This window comes from Neobacillus canaveralius, assembly GCF_047237705.1.
In the GTDB taxonomy this organism is placed as follows: Bacteria; Bacillota; Bacilli; order Bacillales; family Cytobacillaceae; genus Neobacillus; species Neobacillus niacini_K.
Window position 1 is genome coordinate 5536370 of the sequence record NZ_JBDFLL010000001.1, and the last position, 22667, is coordinate 5559036.

At 38.6% G+C, this 22667-nt stretch carries 21 protein-coding genes; 4 read left to right on the forward strand and 17 right to left on the reverse strand.

Features of this window, described 5'->3' with window-relative positions:
- Nucleotides 1-252: 252 nt before the first annotated feature.
- The 4 genes from ABC255_RS27100 to ABC255_RS27115 all read right to left on the reverse strand — a co-directional run bounded on the left by ABC255_RS27100 (nucleotide 253) and on the right by ABC255_RS27115 (nucleotide 5191).
- On the reverse strand, nucleotides 253-1716 hold the full coding sequence (locus tag ABC255_RS27100) for an arabinan endo-1,5-alpha-L-arabinosidase (RefSeq protein ID WP_412998215.1): 1464 nt from the start codon (nucleotides 1714-1716) through the stop codon (nucleotides 253-255).
- Nucleotides 1717-1857: 141 nt separating this feature from the next.
- A complete protein-coding gene (locus tag ABC255_RS27105; protein ID WP_335534611.1) occupies nucleotides 1858-2700 on the reverse strand; it encodes a carbohydrate ABC transporter permease in 843 nt (280 codons plus the stop codon).
- Between the two features lie 85 nt (nucleotides 2701-2785).
- Nucleotides 2786-3676, reverse strand: a complete 891-nt coding sequence (locus ABC255_RS27110) for a carbohydrate ABC transporter permease (RefSeq protein ID WP_412998216.1) — start codon at nucleotides 3674-3676, stop codon at nucleotides 2786-2788.
- 153 nt (nucleotides 3677-3829) lie between these two features.
- Nucleotides 3830-5191: an ABC transporter substrate-binding protein gene (locus ABC255_RS27115; RefSeq protein ID WP_412998217.1), complete on the reverse strand. Its 1362-nt coding sequence runs from the start codon at nucleotides 5189-5191 to the stop codon at nucleotides 3830-3832.
- Between the two features lie 438 nt (nucleotides 5192-5629).
- Between ABC255_RS27115 and ABC255_RS27120 the strand changes: the two genes are divergently transcribed.
- A complete protein-coding gene (locus tag ABC255_RS27120) occupies nucleotides 5630-6757 on the forward strand; it encodes a GntR family transcriptional regulator (RefSeq protein ID WP_412998218.1) in 1128 nt (375 codons plus the stop codon).
- An 80-nt stretch (nucleotides 6758-6837) separates the two neighbouring features.
- On the opposite strand, the gene ABC255_RS27125 is transcribed toward ABC255_RS27120, so the two are convergent.
- Entirely contained in the window at nucleotides 6838-7242 is a 405-nt protein-coding gene (locus ABC255_RS27125; RefSeq protein ID WP_412998219.1) for an HAD family hydrolase, read from the reverse strand.
- Nucleotides 7243-7337: 95 nt separating this feature from the next.
- Here ABC255_RS27125 and ABC255_RS27130 point away from each other — a divergent pair, with 95 nt between their 5' ends.
- A complete protein-coding gene (locus tag ABC255_RS27130; RefSeq protein WP_412998220.1) occupies nucleotides 7338-7925 on the forward strand; it encodes a DUF624 domain-containing protein in 588 nt (195 codons plus the stop codon).
- 159 nt (nucleotides 7926-8084) lie between these two features.
- On the opposite strand, the gene ABC255_RS27135 is transcribed toward ABC255_RS27130, so the two are convergent.
- From ABC255_RS27135 to ABC255_RS27155, 5 genes are all read right to left on the reverse strand, one after another.
- Complete coding sequence (locus tag ABC255_RS27135; RefSeq protein WP_412998221.1) at nucleotides 8085-9260, reverse strand: amidohydrolase; 1176 nt, start codon at nucleotides 9258-9260, stop codon at nucleotides 8085-8087.
- Nucleotides 9261-9262: 2 nt separating this feature from the next.
- Entirely contained in the window at nucleotides 9263-10504 is a 1242-nt protein-coding gene (locus tag ABC255_RS27140; protein WP_412998647.1) for a Zn-dependent hydrolase, read from the reverse strand.
- Between the two features lie 28 nt (nucleotides 10505-10532).
- Complete coding sequence (locus ABC255_RS27145) at nucleotides 10533-11744, reverse strand: hypothetical protein (protein WP_412998222.1); 1212 nt, start codon at nucleotides 11742-11744, stop codon at nucleotides 10533-10535.
- Between the two features lie 257 nt (nucleotides 11745-12001).
- Entirely contained in the window at nucleotides 12002-12628 is a 627-nt protein-coding gene (locus tag ABC255_RS27150; RefSeq protein ID WP_412998223.1) for a histidine phosphatase family protein, read from the reverse strand.
- A gap of 140 nt (nucleotides 12629-12768) precedes the next feature.
- Nucleotides 12769-13935: a TraB/GumN family protein gene (locus ABC255_RS27155; protein ID WP_412998224.1), complete on the reverse strand. Its 1167-nt coding sequence runs from the start codon at nucleotides 13933-13935 to the stop codon at nucleotides 12769-12771.
- Nucleotides 13936-14027: 92 nt separating this feature from the next.
- Here ABC255_RS27155 and ABC255_RS27160 point away from each other — a divergent pair, with 92 nt between their 5' ends.
- Entirely contained in the window at nucleotides 14028-14972 is a 945-nt protein-coding gene (locus tag ABC255_RS27160; RefSeq protein WP_412998225.1) for an AraC family transcriptional regulator, read from the forward strand.
- Between the two features lie 767 nt (nucleotides 14973-15739).
- Here the strand turns inward: ABC255_RS27160 and ABC255_RS27165 are convergent.
- The 6 genes from ABC255_RS27165 to ABC255_RS27190 all read right to left on the reverse strand — a co-directional run bounded on the left by ABC255_RS27165 (nucleotide 15740) and on the right by ABC255_RS27190 (nucleotide 22004).
- A complete protein-coding gene (locus tag ABC255_RS27165) occupies nucleotides 15740-16360 on the reverse strand; it encodes an MFS transporter (RefSeq protein ID WP_412998226.1) in 621 nt (206 codons plus the stop codon).
- A 3-nt stretch (nucleotides 16361-16363) separates the two neighbouring features.
- On the reverse strand, nucleotides 16364-16978 hold the full coding sequence (locus ABC255_RS27170; RefSeq protein ID WP_412998227.1) for an MFS transporter: 615 nt from the start codon (nucleotides 16976-16978) through the stop codon (nucleotides 16364-16366).
- Between the two features lie 78 nt (nucleotides 16979-17056).
- Nucleotides 17057-17770: a class II aldolase/adducin family protein gene (locus tag ABC255_RS27175; RefSeq protein WP_412998228.1), complete on the reverse strand. Its 714-nt coding sequence runs from the start codon at nucleotides 17768-17770 to the stop codon at nucleotides 17057-17059.
- Between the two features lie 115 nt (nucleotides 17771-17885).
- Nucleotides 17886-18950 (reverse strand): S-methyl-5-thioribose-1-phosphate isomerase, encoded by a 1065-nt coding sequence (mtnA, locus tag ABC255_RS27180; protein WP_412998229.1) that lies wholly within the window; start codon nucleotides 18948-18950, stop codon nucleotides 17886-17888.
- Between the two features lie 5 nt (nucleotides 18951-18955).
- Nucleotides 18956-20188: an S-methyl-5-thioribose kinase gene (gene mtnK, locus ABC255_RS27185; RefSeq protein WP_412998230.1), complete on the reverse strand. Its 1233-nt coding sequence runs from the start codon at nucleotides 20186-20188 to the stop codon at nucleotides 18956-18958.
- A gap of 373 nt (nucleotides 20189-20561) precedes the next feature.
- On the reverse strand, nucleotides 20562-22004 hold the full coding sequence (locus tag ABC255_RS27190) for a PstS family phosphate ABC transporter substrate-binding protein (protein WP_412998231.1): 1443 nt from the start codon (nucleotides 22002-22004) through the stop codon (nucleotides 20562-20564).
- A gap of 209 nt (nucleotides 22005-22213) precedes the next feature.
- Here ABC255_RS27190 and ABC255_RS27195 point away from each other — a divergent pair, with 209 nt between their 5' ends.
- Nucleotides 22214-22450: a YciI family protein gene (locus ABC255_RS27195; RefSeq protein ID WP_412998232.1), complete on the forward strand. Its 237-nt coding sequence runs from the start codon at nucleotides 22214-22216 to the stop codon at nucleotides 22448-22450.
- Between the two features lie 70 nt (nucleotides 22451-22520).
- Here the strand turns inward: ABC255_RS27195 and ABC255_RS27200 are convergent, their stop codons facing one another.
- Nucleotides 22521-22655, reverse strand: a complete 135-nt coding sequence (locus ABC255_RS27200; protein ID WP_307305598.1) for a hypothetical protein — start codon at nucleotides 22653-22655, stop codon at nucleotides 22521-22523.
- Nucleotides 22656-22667 lie beyond the last annotated feature (12 nt).

Genomic DNA, 22667 nt, shown 5'->3' on the forward strand with positions numbered 1-22667 from the left:
AAACGCTGCTTATTAAGTTTAGTATGTCATCCGTACAAGAATGGTCATTTTTCGACATTTCACTATCTATCGCACCTTACAAGTTACCGACATTGTAGTCACTTTCAAAACTTGTACGTATAACCTTTAACTTGATTTTACCACCTATCAATATTTTTTCAAGGTATTTTACTATTTATTTAAAAACTTTTTGCATACAAGTTAAAAGAGTAGGAAAACATGTTGTTTTTTCCTACTCTTTTACTTCTTTATTTAGTTTTCAACCGTCTTTTTACCCCACAAAACGGTTCCCTCTTGGTTTAAACCAGTGAAAACAAGCGTACCGTTCCAATTTTCCCAGTCCCAAGCAGGAATCACTTCCAACTTGTACTTCCAGTAATCATCAGGAGCTCTGCCAGGGTCATAAATAGTGAGTTCTAGTGTGTTTTCACCCGTTAGCGCCCAATGACTCTTATTATCCTCACCTATTTTCCCATTTGATTTTAATTTTAAATTCTGGGAAACTTGTAAACTATCATCATATCTTGGGAGAAGAATCTGTTCCCATTTGCCAATAATGTTTTCCTCGTTTATTTCTTGTTCTGCTTCACCTGCATATCTTTCCGGCGAAACCACTGGCCAGCCTTCATCGGTCCAAACCATTTTCCTGACATGTAAATGGGACCAATAGACATCTTCGCCCGCTCTGGCATTATGGGTCAGATAATATTCCCCATCTTCCTCAAACAAGGCATTATGACCAGTCCCCAGCCAGCCATCACTATTTTCAAATCGATAGGCTCCTACTAATTTATTCCCAGTATTGAAGGATTCATCCGTTGTATCAATCATTTCGTTGCCATTATAGTCCACATACGGTCCCGTTATATTTTTCGACCTAGCTGTCCGGACATTATATGTATCCTCCAGCCACTCATAAGATACAGTTAAATAATAATAACCGGTATCACGGTTATAAATAATTTCAGGTCCTTCTATGCCGTAATTCATATTTTTCCTTTGCGCCACTATCGTACCCTCATCATTTGGATTGACTAATTTTCCGGTGTTAGAATCTACTTTTGTGATGAAAATTCCGCCAAAATAAGAGCCATAAACCATCCAAGCCTGACCTTGTTCATCCAATACGATATCCGGATCGATTGCATTTACACTGTGGTCATCGCCCTCTTGGGTTTTAAATACGGCCCCTTCGTCTTTCCACGGGCCCTCAATAGAGTCACTTACCGCCACACCAATATATGAGTTCCTTTTTCCAACAGAGGAGACAGAGTAGTATAAATAATATTTATCATTCAATTTCACCACATCCGGCGCCCAAAAGGTTGTTCCTTTCGTCCATTCCCACGCCTCTGTAGATACTTGTTCAAACACACGCCCAACAAACTCCCATTTAATTAAATCCTTTGACTTCCTAATTTGGATTCCGGGTTTTGGCGGGGTTCCTACCATGTAGTCTGTAGAAAACGCATAATACCAGCCATCTGCTTTAATAATCGAAGCATCATGAGTAAAATTGGTGGTCCAATCCTTTTCCTTATAAAGGATATCACCGTTAACATTTTGCACCCGCTTATCGGCAGGGGCCGCTGGTAATGTAACGCCAGACAAATTTCCTGTTTTAGGTATGGCAAGAGTCACAACAAGCCACACTCCTATGATTATCAATATTAAAATAACAATCCCAACTAAAGAATTTTTGGTTTTAAGTTTCATTGATGGACTCCCATTGTATTTGAGTATTTTTTAAACAAAAAGCACTTATCATCTAGTAACTCTGATAAGTGCTCTTTTATTTCTCTATTAACTTCTATCTTTATTGAGCTAAAAAATGCACAGGCATTTGATTTAGTGGTATTAACCTTTTACCCCTGAAATTGCAATCGATTCGATGATTTGTTTTTGGAAGACGATGAAAACAATCAACATTGGCAATAACGCAACAACCGATGCAGCCATGATCAGTGGATAATCACTTTGGATCGCATATGAAGCATTAAAGTTTGCAATTACAAGCTGTAGTGTCTGCTTCTCTGGTGAGTTCAGATAAAGAATCGGTCCAAGGTAATCATTCCAAATCCCCATGAACCATAAAATCAACTGCGCTGCTACCGCAGGTTTAATTAACGGGAAGATGATTTTATAAAAGATTTGGAAATAAGAACATCCATCAATCTTTGCAGCTTCAATGATCGAGTTAGGAATACTAGTTAAAAACTGACGTAAAAAGAAAATCATGAAAATGTTTCCGAAAAATCCAGGGACGATTAATGGCAGTAAAGTATCAACCCATCCTATGGAAGAAAACATGATGAACTGCGGAATCATTAGTACTGGATAAGGAATCATAACCGATGCAAATAACATCATGAAGATTTTATTTTTGCCATTGAAGTGCAACTTTGAAAATGCAAATGCCGCTAAACTTGAGGTGAATGTACCAATCACTGTTACCGATACAGCGACGATTAAGCTATTACTAATACCTGAAAGCAGCGGTCCCATAGACCAAATTTCAGAATACTTAGCAAAAGAAATCGTTTCTGGAATCCACACCGGAGGCAATGCAAAAACATCCTCCCGTGTCTTGATCGAAGTCGAGAACATCCATAACAAAGGCGCTACCATGAAGATTGCTCCAAAGCTTAGGAAAATAAATACCACGGCGTCGGTAATTCTATTTTTCTTCTTTTCAGACATAGGTTCTGCTTTAACTGACTTTTTATTTGCAACTGCAACTTCCATTTTATACGCTCCTCTCTATTACTCTCTTACTTTACGGTTATTAATCCAGTTCGAAGGAATTTTTCTCGTTTATCTTAAATTGGATTAAAGTAATAATGAAGATGAAAAGTCCTAATACTAACGCCATTGCAGATGCATAACCTAATTGGAAGTTACCAAATGCTTTTTGCCAAATATAAAACACCACGGATGCTGAACTATATTCAGGACCACCAGTTGGAGTCATTACGTTAATTTCAGTAAAAATCTGAGCCCCGCCAATAATGTTGGTTACGATGATAAAGAAGGTAACAGGTTTTACCATAGGAAGAGTGATGTGCCAAAATGCTTTGAATGCATTAGCACCATCCAGTTTCGCCGCTTCATAAAATGATTTTGGCACACTTTGAAGGGCAGCTAAGTATAGCAGCATTGTATAACCTAATCCCTTCCATACCGCCATGATGATTAATGCCGGTTTTACCGTAGAAGTATTTTGCAGCCAGTTAGGACCTTCAATTCCAAGAATAGCTAAGAACTGATTGACTAATCCGTAATCTCCGTTGTAAGCCCATTGCCATAGAATAGAGATCGCTGCGATAGAAGAGATAACCGGAATATAGTATAGAACCCTAAATGTATTGGTTCCAGGAATTCCACGATTTAAAGCTAGAGCAAGTAATAACGCTAAAACAATACCGATTGGAATACCAAGCATCATATAAATCGTGTTAAACATCGACTTATAGAAGTACTCATCTTGGAATACATTGATAAAGTTTTCCAACCCGATAAAGTCCATTGACCCTAGACCATCCCAGTTTGTAAATGCACCATAAATGGAATAAATAAGCGGAACCATTGCGAATATGAGGAATCCTATGACAGGTGCTGCAATAAATAAATAGGCATATCTTTGCTCTGTGCGATACAGTTTGGATGTCGTTTTCATCTTCCCTCACCCTTTCAAAAGCTATAATGATGACACATTTCCTTTTTCTAAATTTCTTTTTCACCAAAAAATTTAGATAAAAGGAATAAATGGTGCTAGTAGTTTTCAAGAAAACTAGCACCATTTACACTGTGTCAAAGTTCAGTTTGTTGCTTATTTCTTAGCTTGCTTTTCTTGTGCGATTGCTGCATCAAGTAATTTTTGCATCTTAGGTTGCGCTTCTTTTACATAATCTTCTGCTGTCATCTTACCATCAAGAACTGGCTGGATGTTTTTGAAGAATTCATCATACCATTCAGCTGTGTAAGTTTTTTCAGCTGGGAATCCACGACCGTAATCGTTAATAATATCTAAGAATTCTTGCTTGTTTTCAGGCTTAATTGATGTGTCCGCTGCCCATTGCTCAGCAACAGTCACGCTGTTTGGTAATTGAACTTGAGCATCTACTAAAGCTTGGTTACCTTCTTGGTCAGCAGATAGGTATAATGCTAACTCAGCTGCAGCTTCCGCATTCTTAGTTGTAGCACCTACACCAATACCCAGAGAACCAACCCAAGCAGCAGGTTTACCTGTTTTGCCTGCAGGCCATGGAATTAAGTCATATTCAAACTTTAATTGCTCTGCATATGTTGCCATATCCCAAGGACCAACAGGGAAGAAAGCCAATTCGCCTTTCATCCATCTTTGGTAAGTATCAAGTGTTTGTGCTTCCGCAATAGAAGGGGTAATTTTGTATTTATTTTGTTGATCAGCAAACCATTGAACTGCTTCAGCGAATTCAGGAGTATCAATTGTTACTTTTGTGCCAGTTTCATCTATCCAGTCAGCACCGTTACTCCAGGCAATTGGCTGCAATGCCCATTGAATGTTAAACCCGGCACCAAATTGATCACTTTTTCCATCGCCGTTTTTATCTTTTGTTAATTGTTGTGCTACATTAATGAATTCATCTAATGTATAAGGCTTATCTTTGTCAGGAAGTGGAATTCCTGCTTCTTCAAACATTGTTTTATTGTAACCTAAAGCAAACGGCCCTAAATCTTTTGGCAATCCATAAATTGCACCTTGTCCAAGAGTTTCGCCATCAAAACGATACTTAGCAATACCCTTTTCCCAAATATCTTCGATGTTTACATTTTCTGAACCTTCAACGAACTCAGTAATATCTTTTAATACACCAGAGTTTACATATGCTTTTACTTGAGCTGGGTTATAGAAGAAAACATCAGGAATTTTCTTACCAGCAATCGCTGCTTTTAACTTTGTATCATATTGATCTGGAGCAACTTGAACCAATGTCACTTTCACATCAGGATGTGTTTTTTCATAACGTTTTACAGTTGCTTCATAAGCTTTCAATTCTTGAGGCTGGCCTCTAAACATAAATGTAATAGCCGTTTTTCCATCTTTCGTTTTTCCTGATGTCTCTGAGCTATTAGAGCAACCAGCAAGGATGGAACCGATAATCATAATAGTAAGTAGAATCAATGAACCTAGCTTTTTTGTTGATTTCATCAAGGTAATCCCTCCAAAACTATTTTAATAGTAAAACAATTTAGTGAAAAAATTGAAAACGCAACCATAATTTAATGAAATAATAGTTGATTCGTTGTAAAAATATGCGCGTGCATTGTACGTACATGTTAGGCGACTACATAAAAATCCCTCCTGAATATTCTTCCGCCGTAACTTTTTTGCACTTAACAACAGGCATTATCATTACGTTTTTCTTGTTTCTTTGTAAAACTATGAAAGCGTATTCCCTACAGTTAAAATAGTAATATACCTGTTCGTACATGTCAATCATGTTTTAATAAATTTTTTACTTATGTACGTACGTGTTTTTAAGGTATAATAATTAGTGTATAATTAAAACATCGTAATCTCTTTTTTATTCTATACTCCAATACTCTAATTGTTATACTTATACGTAATATAGAAAGTGGTGAAACAATGGCACAAAAAACCAAGTACAATATGGTGAAAGAACAGATAACAGATTGGATCACCAGTGGCAAGGTTAAGCCTGGTGAAAAAATCTACTCAGAGAATGAACTTGTTAAAATGTTTGGTGTCAGCAGGCATACAGTTCGTCAAGCAGTGGGGGATTTAGTACATGAGGGATGGCTTTATAGGGAACAAGGAGCCGGAACCTTTTGTTCGTTTAAACAGGAAGAAAAAAAGCCAACTGTTCTGCCAGCTCAAACGAATGGCAAAAATATCGGAGTAATAACAACCTATATTTCCGACTATATTTTCCCTTCTATTATTAGAGGAATTGAATCCTACCTTACGGCCCAAGGTTATTCGTTAACGTTTGCATGTACGGATAACGACATTGAAAAAGAAAAACAGTGCCTACAAACCATGTTAAACAGAAATATCGATGGACTTATCGTTGAACCGACAAAAAGTAGTGTTTATAATCCTAACATTCATTACTATTTAGAACTAGAACAGCGTAACATTCCATATTTAATGATTAATCAGTTTTATCCACAGTTAGCACCTCCACATATTGTTGTTAATGATGAACATGGAGGCTATATTGCTACTGAACATTTAATTAAGCTTGGTCATCGCAAGATTATTGGATTATTTAAAACCGACGATCTTCAAGGCGTTAACCGTATGCAGGGCTTCATCCGCGCATTCCGGGAACACGGGATCACGTTCTTCCCAGACATGGTTATCTCCTACTCGACCGAGGACATGAACGAAAAAATTAAGGATCAATTAAACAAGTTTTATTCATCAGATGATAAGCCGACTGCAATTGTTTGTTACAATGACCAATTGGCTCTGATGGTTCTAGATGTATTAAGAAATTATCAAATAAGTGTCCCAGATGATGTTTCAATTGTTGGTTATGATGACTCGTTTTTAGCTGAGGCATTTGAAGTGAAACTAACAACTGTCGCCCATCCTAAAATGGGAATGGGGATTGAAGCAGCAAAGAAAATCGTTTCAGCTGTAGAAGGAAAGGAAAATAATACCCAGTCTATTGTTTATGAACCTGAGTTGGTCGTAAGAAATTCCACTGCTCCGTTAAAAAGCGTGGATATGGTTATACAAGAATGATAGTGATTGCGACTTTCGAACTTTGTTAAAGAAAAACACACGCTTGAAAGTGTGTTTTTTTGTTAAGATTAATTTTCCGATTACGAGAACTGATGTTGTACTGGCCCATTTGTTATGATACCAACAAGTATTCCCTTAGCTTTGATCTCGTTTATTAGTTCCGGAACCTCCGCAAATAACTGGAGGTTGTCACCATTCAACTCATATTGTGCTTGAAATTCACTTGCTTGTTCAGTGTTAATGCCCTTTTTAAAATATTCAAATGCCATCTCAATTCTAGCTATTCTGAGTTCTTCTAACGTCAACTCGTGATTACTATATTTTTTCCATAGCAAATCACTGAAATCCCTAAATTTTTTGTACAATGACACAACATCCATCTGTTCATAAAGATGAGGAAATGAATCTTTAAACGCTTTTGAAAAAGGATATAGGTGATCATGTAATGTATCATCTAAGTCAAAGAAAATTGCTTTAATCGCCATTCTGTCCTCCTTAAAGACAACTTGTACTTCTTTTTTAAAAAGTTGTATGGTATTTTAATAGTACTACTAGCAAATACGAAATTTGGAGATCTTACATGAAACAATTATTCAAAATACTTGAATTTGTAACAGCCTTTTTCCAATTAAATCTCCTATGGCTTTTGTTTTGCCTGCCGGTCATCACGATTTTCCCCGCAACTGTGGCAATGTTCTGCGTGATCCGCCAGTGGGTGATACATAAAGACTATAGTGTTTTTCGGAATTTTTTCCAATACTTTAAAGAAAACTTTAAACAAAGTTTTGTCTTAGGGATTATCTGGATTATTTTTGCTGGTCTATTTTCCCTTAACTTTATGTTATTGAAAAACTTTGCTTCTTTCCAGTATGTGCTCTTAGCCATTTTAACTTTAATTGGATTAGTAATGCTTTTCATCACCATTTTTATTTTTTCAACCATTGCAAATTACAATGTTAATTGGACGACTGCACTCAAGAACTCCTTTTTCTTTTCAATCAGATATATACTAGTTACACTGTCTCTTATTGTCTTACTAATCTTAACGATATTAATCCTATTCACCTGGAAAATTACCTTCATGTTTATTTTCTGTGTATATGCGTATTGTAACTACCATTTATGTAACCTCGTATTTGAAAAAATACTAAGACAACAAACAACTTAACCGTACAAGCAGCATAAAAAGGATACCGCCCACCGCGGTATCCTTTTCTAATCGTAACATTGTTTTTTATTTAGCGACTGTCCGCCTGAGGTGGACAGTGTCCACGGATGGTGACAGGCACCGTTATTGGCACCGTTATTGGTTTTTCAACGTTAACTATTATTCATTCAGGTATGCCCATGCATATTGGGCATAGAGTTCTGCGCCTGTGGCGAGGGCGTCTTCGTCGATATTGAATTTGCCGTGGTGATGGGCCCATTGTGTGTCTTTTTCAGGATTTCCGCTGCCGACGAGGGCGAAGCTGCCTGGTGCATGGGCGAGATATTCACTGAAGTCTTCACCGCCCATGGTAGGTTTTTCGTTGTACACCACATCATTCCCAAACGCAACCGAGGCAACTTTTTGAACTAAGTTTGCACTATATTCATCGTTAATGACCGCTTTGGTTCCATGAATGTACTCCACCTTTGCAGTGGCGCCGTATAGTGCAGCAACCTGTTCTGCATAGTGCTGAAGCTGAGTTTCAATATAATCTCTTGTTTCAGGATGGAAACAACGGACTGTTCCTTCTATTACCGCATTTTCTGCTATTACATTAAACCTTGTACCGACAACCATTTTTCCTATCGTCAGAACAGCTGGATGTTGTGCATCAATGGTTCTAGATACAACCGTTTGTAAATTCATAACAAAGGATGAAGCGACGACAGCAGCATCAATACATGCATGCGGCATGGCTCCATGTCCGCCTCTGCCCTTGAACGTAACTTTAAATAAATCAGCAGAAGCAAACGATGGTCCTGGTGTACACGAAACTTTATGGGTAGGCATCTGCGACCAGATATGGATCCCAAAAACGTTATCAACGACTTCCATCGCACCTTGCCCCACCAACGCCTTTGCTCCTTCTGCTACTTCTTCAGCCGGCTGGAACAATAGGCGTACATTACCTGGTAATTCTTCTTTGATTTCATTTAGAGCTTTAGCAGCAATCAATAGCATCGATGTGTGTGCATCGTGGCCGCATGCATGCATTTTTCCATCTTCCTTTGAGGCATACGGTAAATCTTTGTTAAGTTCCTCTACCTGTAACGCGTCCATGTCACCTCTCAGCGCCACTGTTTTGCCCGGTCTGCCTCCTTGAATTTCCGCAATCACACCAGTGGGTTCAGTTTTCCTGAAAGTGATTCCTAATTCATCAAGATACTCGCAGACAAATTGAGTAGTTTTGAATTCCTCCCACGATACTTCTGGTTCAGAATGCAGCTTTCGACGTAATTCTGTTAATTCTTCGCTGTATGTTTGAATGGCTTCTTTTATTTTTGCATGTATCATGATTATTCAGCCTCCGTCAACTTTTTGGCTGCTTCATATAGAACCTGAACAGCATTTGCTATGTGCCTTGAATCGGACCATTCTTCCGGACAATGGCTTAACCCATCTTTACTCGGAATAAACAGCATACCTACATTCGTAAAATCAGAAAAGACCATTGCGTCATGACCTGCGCCGCTGTTAATGGAACACCTAGGAATATCAAGTTCACCGCTCTTTCCCTTCAGCAAAGAGACAATATCCTTGTTCATTCCTTTCGGTTGTATATATAAAAGTTGCTCAACACTTACCCCAATACCTTGCTTGCTATAAAAAACCGCTAAGTCTTTCACTTTTTGGATTACATTCAAAACATTTTCTTCCTTGCCTGAACGGATGTCCACCGTAAATACTGTCCTATCAGGAATGACATTTGCCCCATTTGGGAATACATTTAATCGCCCAGTAGTAATAACTGTTCCTTCCCCTTCCGATTCAGCAAGGTCTGGGAATTGTGCAATCATCTTAGCTGCAGTGACTAACGCATCAGCTCTGCGAACCATCGGAGTGGTACCAGCATGTCCGGCTTGTCCCTTTACGGTTACTTCTAATTGAGTTAAACCAACAATCGATTCAACGACTCCAATAGGAATACCTTTTTCTTCAAGGATCGGTCCTTGTTCAATATGCAGCTCCAGGTATGCCTTCATGGTTTTGGGATCTCTTTTTTTCGGAAGCGAAGGATCAAGTCCAATTTTCTTCATGGCATCGACAGCATAAATTCCATCTTTATCTTTTAAACTATTAAAACCTTCCTCATCTAATAATCCTACGATTCCGCGTGAACCCATCAGTCCGCCGCCAAATCTTGACCCTTCTTCTTCAACAAGAGCAATCACTTCTAAAGGATATTTAGGCGTTAACTTGTTTTGGGCAAAAAGTGCCGCAACTTCAAGTCCTGCCACAACTCCTGCAGGTCCATCATAAGAACCGCCATTTGGAACTGAGTCAAAGTGGGAACCAACAAGAACACTCGGTGCATCGTTAAAAGTTCCTTCAAGTCTCCCAAAAATATTACCAAATCCATCCTCCCGAACAGTTAAACCGTATTCTTCCATTTTTGTCTTTATATATTGGCGTGCCTGCAAATCCTCAGGGCTATATGTAAGCCGGGTAGTGCCTTTACCCGGTGTAGCGGTAAAGGCACTCAATGTATCTATATGGCCTTCAATTCTAGCCTGAACTTGATCTAAATTTGTTCCCATTTTTGTTTCCATATACTCCAATCCCTTCTTACAAGAATCCTACAAAGATACCTGCTAGTATGACCGACACCATTGTAACGGTAATGAATCCTCCAACTAGCATAGGAGGCAACATATTGCTGGTCAGCATTTCTCTTTCCTTTTCATCTTCTGTTAAGGATTTAATGACTTCGTTTGTGATAATGTAATCAGCTGGAAAACCATATAACGCTGTAAGCGAAACAGCGAAGGCCATTTCTTTACTCACTTTTAAAATCTTTCCGGCAATGAATGAGAAGATATACATCCCGATTACGCCTAAAACGATTGTACCGACAAGTGGATAAATAATCTCAAGCATCATGCTTGGTGTTGCTTGTTTTAATCCGTCAAAGATAAACAGCATAAGCGCCATGATGGCAAATCCAAAACCATTCGCTTTTTGCAAAACCTGTTTCTCCAAGAATCCAGCACTTGTAGCAATTACACCGAACAATAAGCAAAGTACAAATGGGCTGACTGCAACAACTGGAGCTAATAGAGTTGAAGTTAGATAAGCTAGGTATGCGACCAATGAAAGCCTCAGAAACTTAAAGAAGTCTGTATTATACTTTTCTGGCATATTCTTAAAAAGTTTTAACTCTGGCTTAGCAGCCGCAGCCGCTGACGCCGCCGCAACTTCAACAGCAGCTTTCCCTTGTGCTTTTTCCGCAAGTTGTCCACTGCGATATTGCTGCAGAAGTCTCTTCCCTTCTTTTTTCAAAACAATAGAAGTAATCGGATATCCTGCAAAACCCTGCATGACATAAATCACGATGGCAAATACAGATAATGAAGCAAGCCCTGCTTCCTTTGCACCTTCAGACATGATTAGGGCAGAAACAACTCCACCTACTAAAGGAGGGATAGCAACAACAACTGTCTGATAGCCGAATAGGAATGTTCCAATTCCAAATAATATTGCAATAATTCCTAAAATCCCCGAGAGAGCAATTACAATCGTTTTCCACTGATTCTTCAATTCTTGAAGCGATAGTAAAGTTCCCATATTGGTAATTAATAAGTACATCATCATGGTTGCAACCACTGGCGGCACCCCTGCCAGTGCTACAATGTCTTGCGGGAAGAAGGTCCAATATCCCCCAAGGAACAAGACCGCGCAAATAAAAATAGAAGGTACCCATGCCTTTGTGCGTACGGCAACTAAATCTCCAATAAATAAAATAAGCATAAGAATAACTAAAGCTAACATCTGTGACATATAGAGTCCCTTCTTTCTGGTTAGTTTTACTAAATTTTCGTTTTACGAAGGATTTGTTATTACTAGAATAATAATATAATTATACTTTTCAGTCAATTTAAATTATTAAAAATTTTCTTGTAATCGTTTCCAATGCATTTCTTAGCTTAAAAAATAAATATTTTGTTATTTTAGAAATTAACTTTATTATTTCAAAAAAGGAAATAATATAAAAAAATACACCCTCATTCGAATGGAACGAGAGTGTATTTTGTGTTTTAGTTTTCCACGACTGGCACGAAAATTTTCTCGTACTGATAATCTCCATCTATTTCATTTAATTTGATTACAGATGCATTTTCTACTGGTTTGAAATGTTTTAAGTCTTCTATTGGCCAATTCATCAGGAACGTTAAAAGCATGTGAATAAAGGCTGCACGGGTGACAATCACAACATTTTCATACCGTCGCTGCTGCCTCACACGTTCTACTACCGTATGCATGAACATCGTCGCACGCAGGTACACATCCGCCAGTGATTCTCCATTTTGAAAGCGAAAGTAGAATTGGCCCGCAGCTTTGAACTCCTTCTTCTTTTCAGGTGGACGATCGGCAAAATCATACAGATTCCCCAGCTCCCATTCTCGTATTAATGGATTCTCGTAAAATGGAACGCTATCTGGTAATAAAGAATGAATGGCCTGAGCGGTTTGCATTGTTCTTAAATAAGGTGAACTGTACAATACAGTCTTTGGAGTGACTATCGTTTTGAAAAATTCAGCTGTTACCCTGGCTTGTTTATGTCCCAGTTCCGTTAAGCTATGCTGTGAATCATGGGTATGTGCCATCACGGTTTTATCCACATTATGCTCGGCTTCGCCATGACGAATGAGATAGATATTCAACCATTTCCAACCCCTTAAACTAGTCTATTACCTCTATTCTACTTCAGCTGCTTACCCATTACCTAGTAAACGTTCGACAACCTTCTACAACGATAAAAAAATACCACAGTTCCCGGTACTGTGGTAGACATTTAACACTTTTACAAATTATTAAGGAACGTACGTATTACGTCTGCTCCCCCAATTAAGGTTCCAAACGAACCTCCAATGTTGGTAAGAATGATGACTAATAGGACCCTCGTAAATTTATTACGCCAAAAGCCTTTAATGGAGAAAACGTCTTCTGATAAGGTTTCAAAGTCTGCGACACTCGGTCGTTTGATATAAGCTTGTACAATCCCAGACACCCAGCCTGCCGCAAGTAATGGATGTAAGGTGGTGATTGGTGCGGCAATAAAGGCAGACAAAATCGCCAGTGGGTGCGCCAAGGCTGCAGCAGCACCAACCGCAGCTGTGATTCCGGTCCAAAGTATCCAGCTAATCGCTTGGTCCATACCAGCCGCTGGATTAAGAAAAAAGGTAAACGCAATAAGAGCAACAATGAGCACTGGGATGGCCCAGCCGATAATTTGCGGTGTTTTAGATTTTGGTTTTATTTTTGTTAAAGCTTGCAAGTCCTGGTCATTATGAATTTCTTTCGTAATTCCTGGAACGTGTGCAGCTCCTAAAACAGCTACCACCTTCTTACCAGGTGCCTCCTTAATTTTTTGAGCCAAGTATTGATCTCGTTCATCAATTAAAGGCTTCTTTAACCTGGGAAATGCTTCCGAAATTTCAGCAAGAGAGGCATTCAATGTATCCTGCGTTTTCATTTTTTCAAGTTCTTCTTCTGAAATAGACTCTTTATTGAAAATACTGTAGAAAATAGAAGTTAGCAGCTGCCCTTTTCCCCAAAAGCTAACATTGCTCCAAATTCTCGAAAAAGTAATTTGGATATTACGGTCGGCTAATACGAGCTCAGCTCCTATTTCCTTTGCTGATTCAATCCCTTGAATCATTTCCTGTCCAGGCTTTGTGTCAAATTGCTTAGCTAATCTGTTTTGAAACGAAGAAATGGCAAGATTCATTAAAAGAAGTGTCGCCTTCTTTTCTTTGATAACCTTAAAGATATCCATTTCTCTCCATTTGCTTCCTTCCATAATCGACTTGTAGCGTTGGTCATCCAATTCGATGCAAACAGAATCTGGACGTTCTCGGTCAATAACCTCTTTCACCTGCTCTACACTTTGTTTCGAAACATGAGCGGTACCAATTAAAATAATTTCTTTGCCATCCAAATCAATTCGGGTTATATTTTCTTCCGTCATAATCTACTTCCTTCATAAAAAATATACTTATACAAATGTCTCTATCCTTATAATGAAGTAGAACCCGGAGAATTTCAACACATTAAATTTCGATGCAGTTATCAAAAAAGCTTAGTAGATCTGAGGTGATAGCTATCCAACAGTTACTATTACTGCAACAAGTAATCGATTATATTGAAGAACATATTAAGGACGAATTTGTTCCAGAGAACTTAGCGACTATGGCAGGATATTCCCCTTACCATTTTTATCGGGTTTTTCAAAAGCACACAGGTTATACCTTAATGGACTATGTCGTAAAAAGGAGACTCCAGTATGCATTACACGAACTAGTCAATGGAAAAAAAGTTATTGAAATTGCGATGGATTACGGATTTGAAACCCATGCCGGTTTTACAAAAGCTTTTAAAAAATGCTTTGGCAGTCCTCCCAGTTTATATAAGATTCATTGCCCTAAATCACTGCCGCAAAAATTAGATTTAATTTCTATTCATCAAAAGAACACAGGCGGGATGGTGATGCAGCCAATGATTGTAAAGCGGGAGTCCTTCACTGTTGCAGGTAAAACATTCGAGATTAATATGGGAAATGTATCTTATACAAGAGATGCACCGGCTATTTGGGATCAAGAAGGGCTGGCAGACGGATCCATTGAAAGATTCCTTTATCAATCGCTTGCTCCCAAAAAGCATGGGGAGTACTGTATAAATTTAAGCCCTTCCTCAGCAGAAGATAAGTTTATCTATTTGTTTGCTGTAGAGTTAGACGATGATACTTCGCTTTCTCATGAGCTGACACCATTAAAAATACCAACAGCTACTTATGCTGTATTTAGAACTCCGTTGGTTGCAGTTGAGAAGTTTGCTTCAGCGATCAAAGGAACATGGAAATATATACTGGAGGACTGGTTCCCACAATCATCTTATGAAGTGGACGAAGAGGCATATGACTTTGAATACTATGATGAACATTGCCATCATTGGGATTACGAAAAAATTTATATGGAGATTCATATTCCTATAAAAGAAAGAGGTTAGCTCATCACCTTTAGATTGTCGGGAAAGGGCATTTTTCTCTGTATTTTTTTATTTTCTCTGAGTCTGACCTATCTATTTTTCAGAAAAATATTTGACAAGATATTTGATGCTCCTGACTGCAGTATTTGTCCTTAAGCTGGGGCTCTTGTGGACTAATCTTACTTCCTATCCACAGGGATTTGTCCTCAATCAAGGGGATTGGGGACTAATCTTACCTTCTATCCACAAGGATTGTCCTCACTCAGGTCTTTTGAGGACTAATCTTACTTTCTATCCACAGGGATTTGTCCTCAATCTGGGCTCTTGTGGACTAATCTTACTTCCTATCCACAAGGATTTGTCCTCAATCTGGGCTCTTGTGGACTAATCCTACTTCCTATCCACAGGGATTTGTCCTCAATCAAGAGGATTGGGGACTAATCTTACCGTCTATCCACAAGGATTGTCCTCAATCTGGGCTCTTGTGGACTAATCTTACTTTCTATCCACAGGGATAGTCCTCAATCCGGGGGATTGTGGACTAATCTTGCTTCCTATCCACAAGGATTAGTCCTCAATCCGGGCTCTTGTGGACTAATCTTACTTCCTACCCACAAGGATTTGTCCTCAATCCGGGGGCTTGTGGACTAATCTTACTTCCTACCCACAAGGATTTGTCCTCAATCCGAACGCCTTAAGCGCCACTCATATTAGAAACGCTATGCATTGTCAAGGTTATAAAAAATAATGGCTGTCGGGAATTTCCCCGACAGCCTGTGGGTGAAGTCTCACCCTCTCATACTAGTTTTTTTCATAATATTTCTATATAAAAATAAGACAGGCATTAAAATAATCGCACTAACCATTACAGCAATTTTGATGGTAAAGTTTGAAGCGACCACGCCAATCACAGGACCACCGCCGATTTGTCCTATTGCATCTACCTGGCCTTTGACTGAAAAAAAGGTCGCACGTGTAGAAGAATCCGGGATGATTTTATTCAACCAGACACTCTCTAACGGATACATAAAGCTTCTTGAAATTTGGATGATGATATAGAAAATCAACAAACCAACAGCGGCGGTGGTAAAAGCAAAACCAATTAATGCACCAATAATTAGAATGCTCCCTATAAAAAGGGCCACATATATATGCTTAAGCTGCTGGTGGATGGAACTATTATCAATTAAATGGAGGGCAGCAAGTGTAAAAAGAACAACAATGAATTGAACCCCACCCATTAACAAAACTAACTGACTCTCCGATAAATTTGATAGACCTGATTGCTCAATTAAGTGTGGAATCCACAAGCGGTCAAAACCCTCACTGTATAAACCAAAAAATAACGCAATCAAAAATAGGATTCTCATCAAATAATTCACTCTAGAATAATAAAGAATTTGGCTCATATTTTACTTAATGTTCTTCCAAACCGATACTCTCTCCACCTTTTCAGCTGGTTTAAAATTCTCTTCTTTCATAAAGAAAACTAACAGGATGGATAGCACAACCAGTCCAATACCGCCTAAAACGATCGGCAGATTAAGGAAATAATAACCTGCCAGCATACTTAATGGAATGGCAAGGACTTTTCCAAGATTACCTGTCTTGGCCCCTTTAACAAATGCTGATGAAGCACGTTCTTCCCCAATCTCATCGGCAATCCAAGCTTGATGAGAACCACTTGTAAAGGTATAGCCAATCCCCCAGATAATTTGAGATAGAATCACTGCCGTAAAAACCGGAAACAATCCCTCAATCATAAACCCGCTCCCAATTAAGAAAAAGCCAATAATGACAGATAGCTTTCTGCTTTTTAAATCGGAAAGAATTCCAGTAGGAATTTCAAAAAGAAATACAGTCGCCTCCAAAACAGTCCCCACTAAAACCAACTGCAATGGGCTAAGTTGAACAGTTTCTACTTGATATAACAAGTTGACGGTAAATACAAACGTAAAAAACAATTGCGAAAAGAAACAGGTGTAAATATAAACCTGATACGGATCTTTTTTCTTTAATAAACTCATCTTCTTTCCCCCTCACCTAAATCATAAAGCAAGAGGGTACTCCTTTTCTTTTCCTAATTTGCGATTCTTGTAATTTAGCTATTCTCTGTTTTCTTTCCTATCCCCTTCACTTATCGGTACGCCGCCTGCTTTTATCCCCATGGATTCTCGAATTTTTATCAGGTCAGCAATTTGTGAACCATTTAACTCATTCGCTTTTTTCAAAATATTGTTGGAGTACATAAGGATTGTCGCATAATGTTCAAGGGATTCCATTCGAAAATAAGCCTCCATCAGATCTCTTCCCCATGTCAATGCTCCATGATTAGCCAATAGTACCGCATTATGTGTTTTACAATATGGAGCAATGGACTCCGGCACTTCTTGTGTTCCCGGCAGCGCATAAGGTGCCACCGGAACCGTCCCTAAAAGAACAATGGCTTCTGGTAAAACTGGTTTATCAAGCGGGACCCCCGCTATTGCAAATGATGTTGCAACTGGCGGATGGGCATGAACGACAGCATTGACTTCTGGGTTTTCATTGTAAACCCTAAGGTGCATTTTCACCTCAGATGAAGGCTTCAAATTCCCGGAAAGGACCTTACCAGAAAGGTCGATTTTTACCATCATATCAGGTGTCATATAACCTTTACTTACTCCAGTGGGTGTTGTCCAAATTTCGTTAGGATCGACTTTCACTGAGATATTTCCATCATTCGCCGCTACATAATTTCGGTTGTATACCCTTCTTCCGATTTCACAGATCATTTCCTTAGCTTCATTATCGGAATAGTATGTTTGCTTATCCTTCATATGATAGAGCTCCTTTATTATTAGCCTGCTACATCAATATTCTTATTTTATGGGGAGTAAGTCAATTTGTTCTAAAAAAGAAAAGCTGAGCCTATGTAGACTCAGCTTTAATGTATTATTTTTTAAACATGTTCGGAAGGCTTTCGGTATATGGTGCGTATGCAATACCATTTTCCGTAACAATACCAGTAATTAATGAATGATCCGTTACATCAAAAGCCGGATTATAGGTTTGAACCCCCTCCGGTGCCATCGGTTTCTCATACCATTTACTTGTAATTTCCTCAGCAGGACGCAATTCGATATGAATGTCATCCCCTGTTTTGCATTCTAAATCAATTGTAGATAGCGGTGCACAAACATAGAAAGGAATATTGTAGTGTTTTGCAAGTATCGCCACACCAGATGTTCCAATTTTATTTGCCGCATCACCATTTACAGCTACACGGTCACAGCCAACAAGAACAGCCTGAATTTTGCCTTCCTTCATAACGATAGAAGCCATATTATCACAAATTAATGTGACATCTACTCCAGCCTGCTGCAGCTCCCAAGCTGTTAAGCGGGCACCCTGGAGTAATGGTCTTGTTTCATCTGCATAGACTTTGAAGTTATAGCCTTTTTCCTGACCTAAATAAATCGGGGCTAATGCCGTGCCGTATTTGGCCGTTGCGATGGTCCCAGCATTACAATGGGTGAGTAATCCCCAGCCTGGCTCAAGCAAGGACAATGCATTCTCTCCAATTGCTTCGCAGATTTTTTCATCCTCTGCACGAATATTTTCAGATTCCTCTTTCAGTGCTGCCTTCACTTCAGCAACACTTTTCCCTGCTTCCTGCTTAAAACGATCTTCCATCCGATTTAATGCCCAGAACAGGTTAACAGCCGTTGGTCGCGAAGTAGCCAAGTAATCCTTCGCCTTCTTAAAATCTGCAAAAAGAGCCTCATATGTTTCCGCAGTCGATTTCTTTGTTCCTAAATAGGCTCCATATGCAGCAGCAATCCCGATAGCGGGTGCTCCGCGGACCTTTAATTGATAAATAGCGTCCCATATATCTTCCATTTCCTTTAATTCTAGGAAATTCGTTTCGTTTGGTAAAACGGTTTGATCTAATAATACTAATGTATCATTCTCATCATCTAGTCTTACGGATTGTATGACAGTAACTGGGTTTTGCACGTTGCTTATGCCCCTTTCACAGATGTAAGTTCAGCAGATTGAATCACATTGATAAAATCTGCTCCAGTTTTAATGGAATCACGGTTTAATATAAATGTTTTTCCAGCGGTTAAACAAATTTTTTCGGCACGGATTCTTGCTTCACGGTCCTCAATGGTAGTTAAATCCTTCACCTTCGCCAGCCCAATGATTCTTCGCAAAAGCTCAAGTCCTGCCACAGCTGCAGTATCTCTTAAAATAGTATCTAAGTAATATTCCTTAAATCCTTCATAGCTTGCCACACGTTCTGTCGCTTTCTCATCCCAAGCTTTGTTGAATTTATCAGTAAATAAGTTTACAACGTCTTTAATAGTGGTTACAAGGTAATTTAAATAGTCATCTTGTGTTTCTTCATTTTCGATAGTAAACTTGCCGTTTGCATAGGCAAAAATGAGATTGGCAATCACATTTCCAATATCATAACCAGCTGGTCCATAAAAAGCGAATTCAGGATCTATTACCTTGGTAGAATCTTCTTTTATAAAAATAGAGCCAGTATGAAGATCCCCATGCAGCAACGACTGAGCATTTGTCATAAACTCAAATTTTAACTTTGCACTTTCAAGTACTAATTTTTTATCATTCCAAATGTTCTCTTTTACAAATTCCTTTGACCCCTCAAACACTTCATTACGAGGGCAATCATAAAATGGTTCTGTATAAACCAGATCTTCAGATATTTCACAAAGCTCTGGGTTAATGAATTGCTTAACAAGTTCCTTCTTTTCCTTATGTTCCACTACGACGTCAGATGTTAACAATAAGGTATTCACTAGAAAAGTAGAAATATGGTCCGCGAAAAGTGAGAATTTTTTATGTTTTATTAATGCTGTTCTCATAATCTCATGATCGGATAAATCGTCCATTACCGTGCAGTTCATAATCGGATCATAGTTGTATACTTCTGGTACAAAACCGGGTGCCAGTTTGTATTGGAGTCCTAGAATTTCACTTTCAATCCGATTCCGATCTGGTGAAAGTTTAAACTCATCAGAGATTCGCGCCACCGGTCCCGCTTGTTTAATAATGATTGACTGATTGTTTTTTACATCTACTATTTTAAAAACATAGTTTAGGTTACCATCACCAATTTCTTTACAAGTCAATTCTGCTTCTTCTGGAAAAAGTTTAATTGCTTTTGCATATTCAATTGCATCTTGTTCCGTCATGGTGAAATATTCAACTGTGAAGTCCTTCATCACGAACCCCTCCAAATTACTTCTTGTTATAGTATGTTTATGCAAGTTCGAGTGTTAGAAATGTCCCATTCTAAACAATTCGGAAATTCTATTGAAATATTTAATTACTAATTTTGTTGACATGCTTCCCCTTTCACTGATATCTCAGAAAATTCAGCCTCTCTCTATAATACTATTTCTAACTAAAGTGGTAAAACACTATGTTTGTGTTGGTAATTAATACTAGCAATAAGAAAAAAGCAGCACATCCCCTGATTTATCTTAGGGAGCATGTTGCTTTTCTACTATACTAATTTAATCATAGTTCCTGTGACATGCCTCAATGAATTTTATATTCTGGATGGTATTTTCACGCGAATAATACGATTCGAGCTCAATTTTTAATATAACCTATTTTTTCGATAATTTCTTGACCCTGAGGTCCCTTCATCCACTCCAAAAATGGTTCAATGGCAGGCTTGGTGTTATTCTTTAAGGATATCGCATAAAGGTTAGCAGTAAAAGGATATTTACCACTAGCGATATTTTCAGGAGATGGTTCGATTCCATTGATAGCAAGAAGTTTAATAACAGGATTTCCTCTCATTCCCGTTGCAAAAAAGCGAAACGAGAATCCGATTGAATTGTCGTAATTCCGATAATCCGCAACTTGTTCGATAATTCCGCCCATCCCTTCTGGAACATCTTCCTTCAAAGGCTCAATAATCGGTGTGTCACCCATAATCTTTTCCAGCAGCGTTTGGCTGCCGGAATTTTTCGGACGTTGAAAGGCTATTATTCTTTCATTCTGTCCACCAAGCTCGGACCAATTCTTTATTTTCCCAGAATAAATACTCTGAATCTCGGAGACGTCCAAACTATTTATTTTATTATCCGGATTAACAAAAAAGACAAACGCCTCCTTGCCAATGGGCGTCATGACCAGTTCCTTCCCCCGCCTTTTTGCCATTTCCTGCTGCTCTTTCGAGGGTTCTGCACCAAAGTATATGTCCACTTCACCTGACAAGAGCCGTTCATAGGCGTAAATTGTATTTGTGAAGCTGACGATTTCCATTACGTTATCGACTTTACTGATGTTTTCATAGACTGTGTTAGCAAAAGCGGAATAGACTGGGTATGCTGCTTCTGCACCGTCTAATCTAGGCATTTCACTAGAATTCTTTATTGTAAAAGTAGGAGAAGCTTCTAATTTAGGTAAGATATTAGCTGGATTTGTAACATCATAAGGCATTAAGTCCGTAGATGAGTAGCCGCCGCCATACTCAAAGCCATAGGATGGCAGGACCGTCTTACTTCGCTGCCACTGAATTGCGGCCCCCGTCCCCATTGCCAGGATGAATACTGCCAACAGTGTCACTACTTGCTTTTTGTTAATAGCAGGACGGACCTTTTTTATGAGGAGTGATACGAAAATAGTAAACACAAATGCTAGTTCATATGCTAATGGCGCCCAAAGAAACAATCTTCCTTCGCCCATTAACATCGTTATAAAAAAGATTGGTGCCATAGCTATATGTAAAATACCATAAAATAACCATGAATCTGCCCCGAGAAACCCGCCGCTAATCAGCATAAAAATTGCCCAAAATACCGCAGTGTAAACAATCGGAAGAAGGAAAATAAAACTGAGTCGGCTATGACCATCTGGATTGAGCAGTGTTCGACTTGCAATCCCACCTGCAATGCACCCGCCAATAATAAGCGGCAGAATAATATTAATCAAAAAATTGTTTGTTGTAATAAACAGTGTGATGAATGAAATAACAAGTGGAACTACACCAAAATACAAAAATATTGGAAGCTTATTTCCCCCCATAAATACCACTCCTAAAAACTTTTTATATTCTTCTTTTAGTGTAATTTTACACCTTTTTATATTTTTTTACAACACTTCCGTTAAATGGTATTTTGGTATTGTTATGATTGCCTCAACGGACGGATGATTCGGACTGGGCTCGCTTGTTTTTGTCATTGCCTGTCCGAATGTGGAAATCCTAAAAAAAGTGGCCAATTCATTTTTTCGAATTGGCCTCTATCATAAATAAAATTTTCAAGGTATACATAAAGAACATTACCATATTAGCAAAGCATTACAATAGGGGGGTTGTGCAGGAAGGAAAGCTTATCTTAGCTGGAAGGACATTGAATATGGATCCATCTGGGATGGGGATTGTTATTCTCGAAGTTGACTCTGAGGAAGAAGCAAGAGAACTGATGGAAAATGACCCGGCTGTAAAAGAAGGAATCTTCCATATCGCGTAGCGTTAATAAAAAAAGAGTAGCCTTACAGGTTCTGATAAACTACAACCAAATAAAAAAACGAATCTCAACATTATCTTTGAGAATCGTCTCTAAACAAGCTTACTACATATTCTAATTCATTTTTAGTCCATTGTTTTTGAGCAAATGTTGATGCAACGATGTATTTTCCGTAAGTATCCATAAAGTTTTCAATTGCCTTTTTCATTTTATTACCACC

Coding starts and splice junctions, on each gene's coding strand:
- ABC255_RS27100 (WP_412998215.1), bottom strand. CDS start 1,716: ATGAAACTTAAAACCAAAAATTCTTTAGTTGGGATTGTTATTTTAATA.
- ABC255_RS27105 (WP_335534611.1), bottom strand. CDS start 2,700: ATGTCTGAAAAGAAGAAAAATAGAATTACCGACGCCGTGGTATTTATT.
- ABC255_RS27110 (WP_412998216.1), bottom strand. CDS start 3,676: ATGAAAACGACATCCAAACTGTATCGCACAGAGCAAAGATATGCCTAT.
- ABC255_RS27115 (WP_412998217.1), bottom strand. CDS start 5,191: ATGAAATCAACAAAAAAGCTAGGTTCATTGATTCTACTTACTATTATG.
- ABC255_RS27120 (WP_412998218.1), top strand. CDS start 5,630: ATGGCACAAAAAACCAAGTACAATATGGTGAAAGAACAGATAACAGAT.
- ABC255_RS27125 (WP_412998219.1), bottom strand. CDS start 7,242: ATGGCGATTAAAGCAATTTTCTTTGACTTAGATGATACATTACATGAT.
- ABC255_RS27130 (WP_412998220.1), top strand. CDS start 7,338: ATGAAACAATTATTCAAAATACTTGAATTTGTAACAGCCTTTTTCCAA.
- ABC255_RS27135 (WP_412998221.1), bottom strand. CDS start 9,260: ATGATACATGCAAAAATAAAAGAAGCCATTCAAACATACAGCGAAGAA.
- ABC255_RS27140 (WP_412998647.1), bottom strand. CDS start 10,504: ATGGGAACAAATTTAGATCAAGTTCAGGCTAGAATTGAAGGCCATATA.
- ABC255_RS27145 (WP_412998222.1), bottom strand. CDS start 11,744: ATGTCACAGATGTTAGCTTTAGTTATTCTTATGCTTATTTTATTTATT.
- ABC255_RS27155 (WP_412998224.1), bottom strand. CDS start 13,935: ATGACGGAAGAAAATATAACCCGAATTGATTTGGATGGCAAAGAAATT.
- ABC255_RS27160 (WP_412998225.1), top strand. CDS start 14,028: ATGCAGTTATCAAAAAAGCTTAGTAGATCTGAGGTGATAGCTATCCAA.
- ABC255_RS27165 (WP_412998226.1), bottom strand. CDS start 16,360: ATGAGCCAAATTCTTTATTATTCTAGAGTGAATTATTTGATGAGAATC.
- ABC255_RS27170 (WP_412998227.1), bottom strand. CDS start 16,978: ATGAGTTTATTAAAGAAAAAAGATCCGTATCAGGTTTATATTTACACC.
- ABC255_RS27175 (WP_412998228.1), bottom strand. CDS start 17,770: ATGAAGGATAAGCAAACATACTATTCCGATAATGAAGCTAAGGAAATG.
- mtnK (WP_412998230.1), bottom strand. CDS start 20,188: ATGAAGGACTTCACAGTTGAATATTTCACCATGACGGAACAAGATGCA.
- ABC255_RS27190 (WP_412998231.1), bottom strand. CDS start 22,004: ATGGGGGGAAATAAGCTTCCAATATTTTTGTATTTTGGTGTAGTTCCA.
- ABC255_RS27200 (WP_307305598.1), bottom strand. CDS start 22,655: ATGAAAAAGGCAATTGAAAACTTTATGGATACTTACGGAAAATACATC.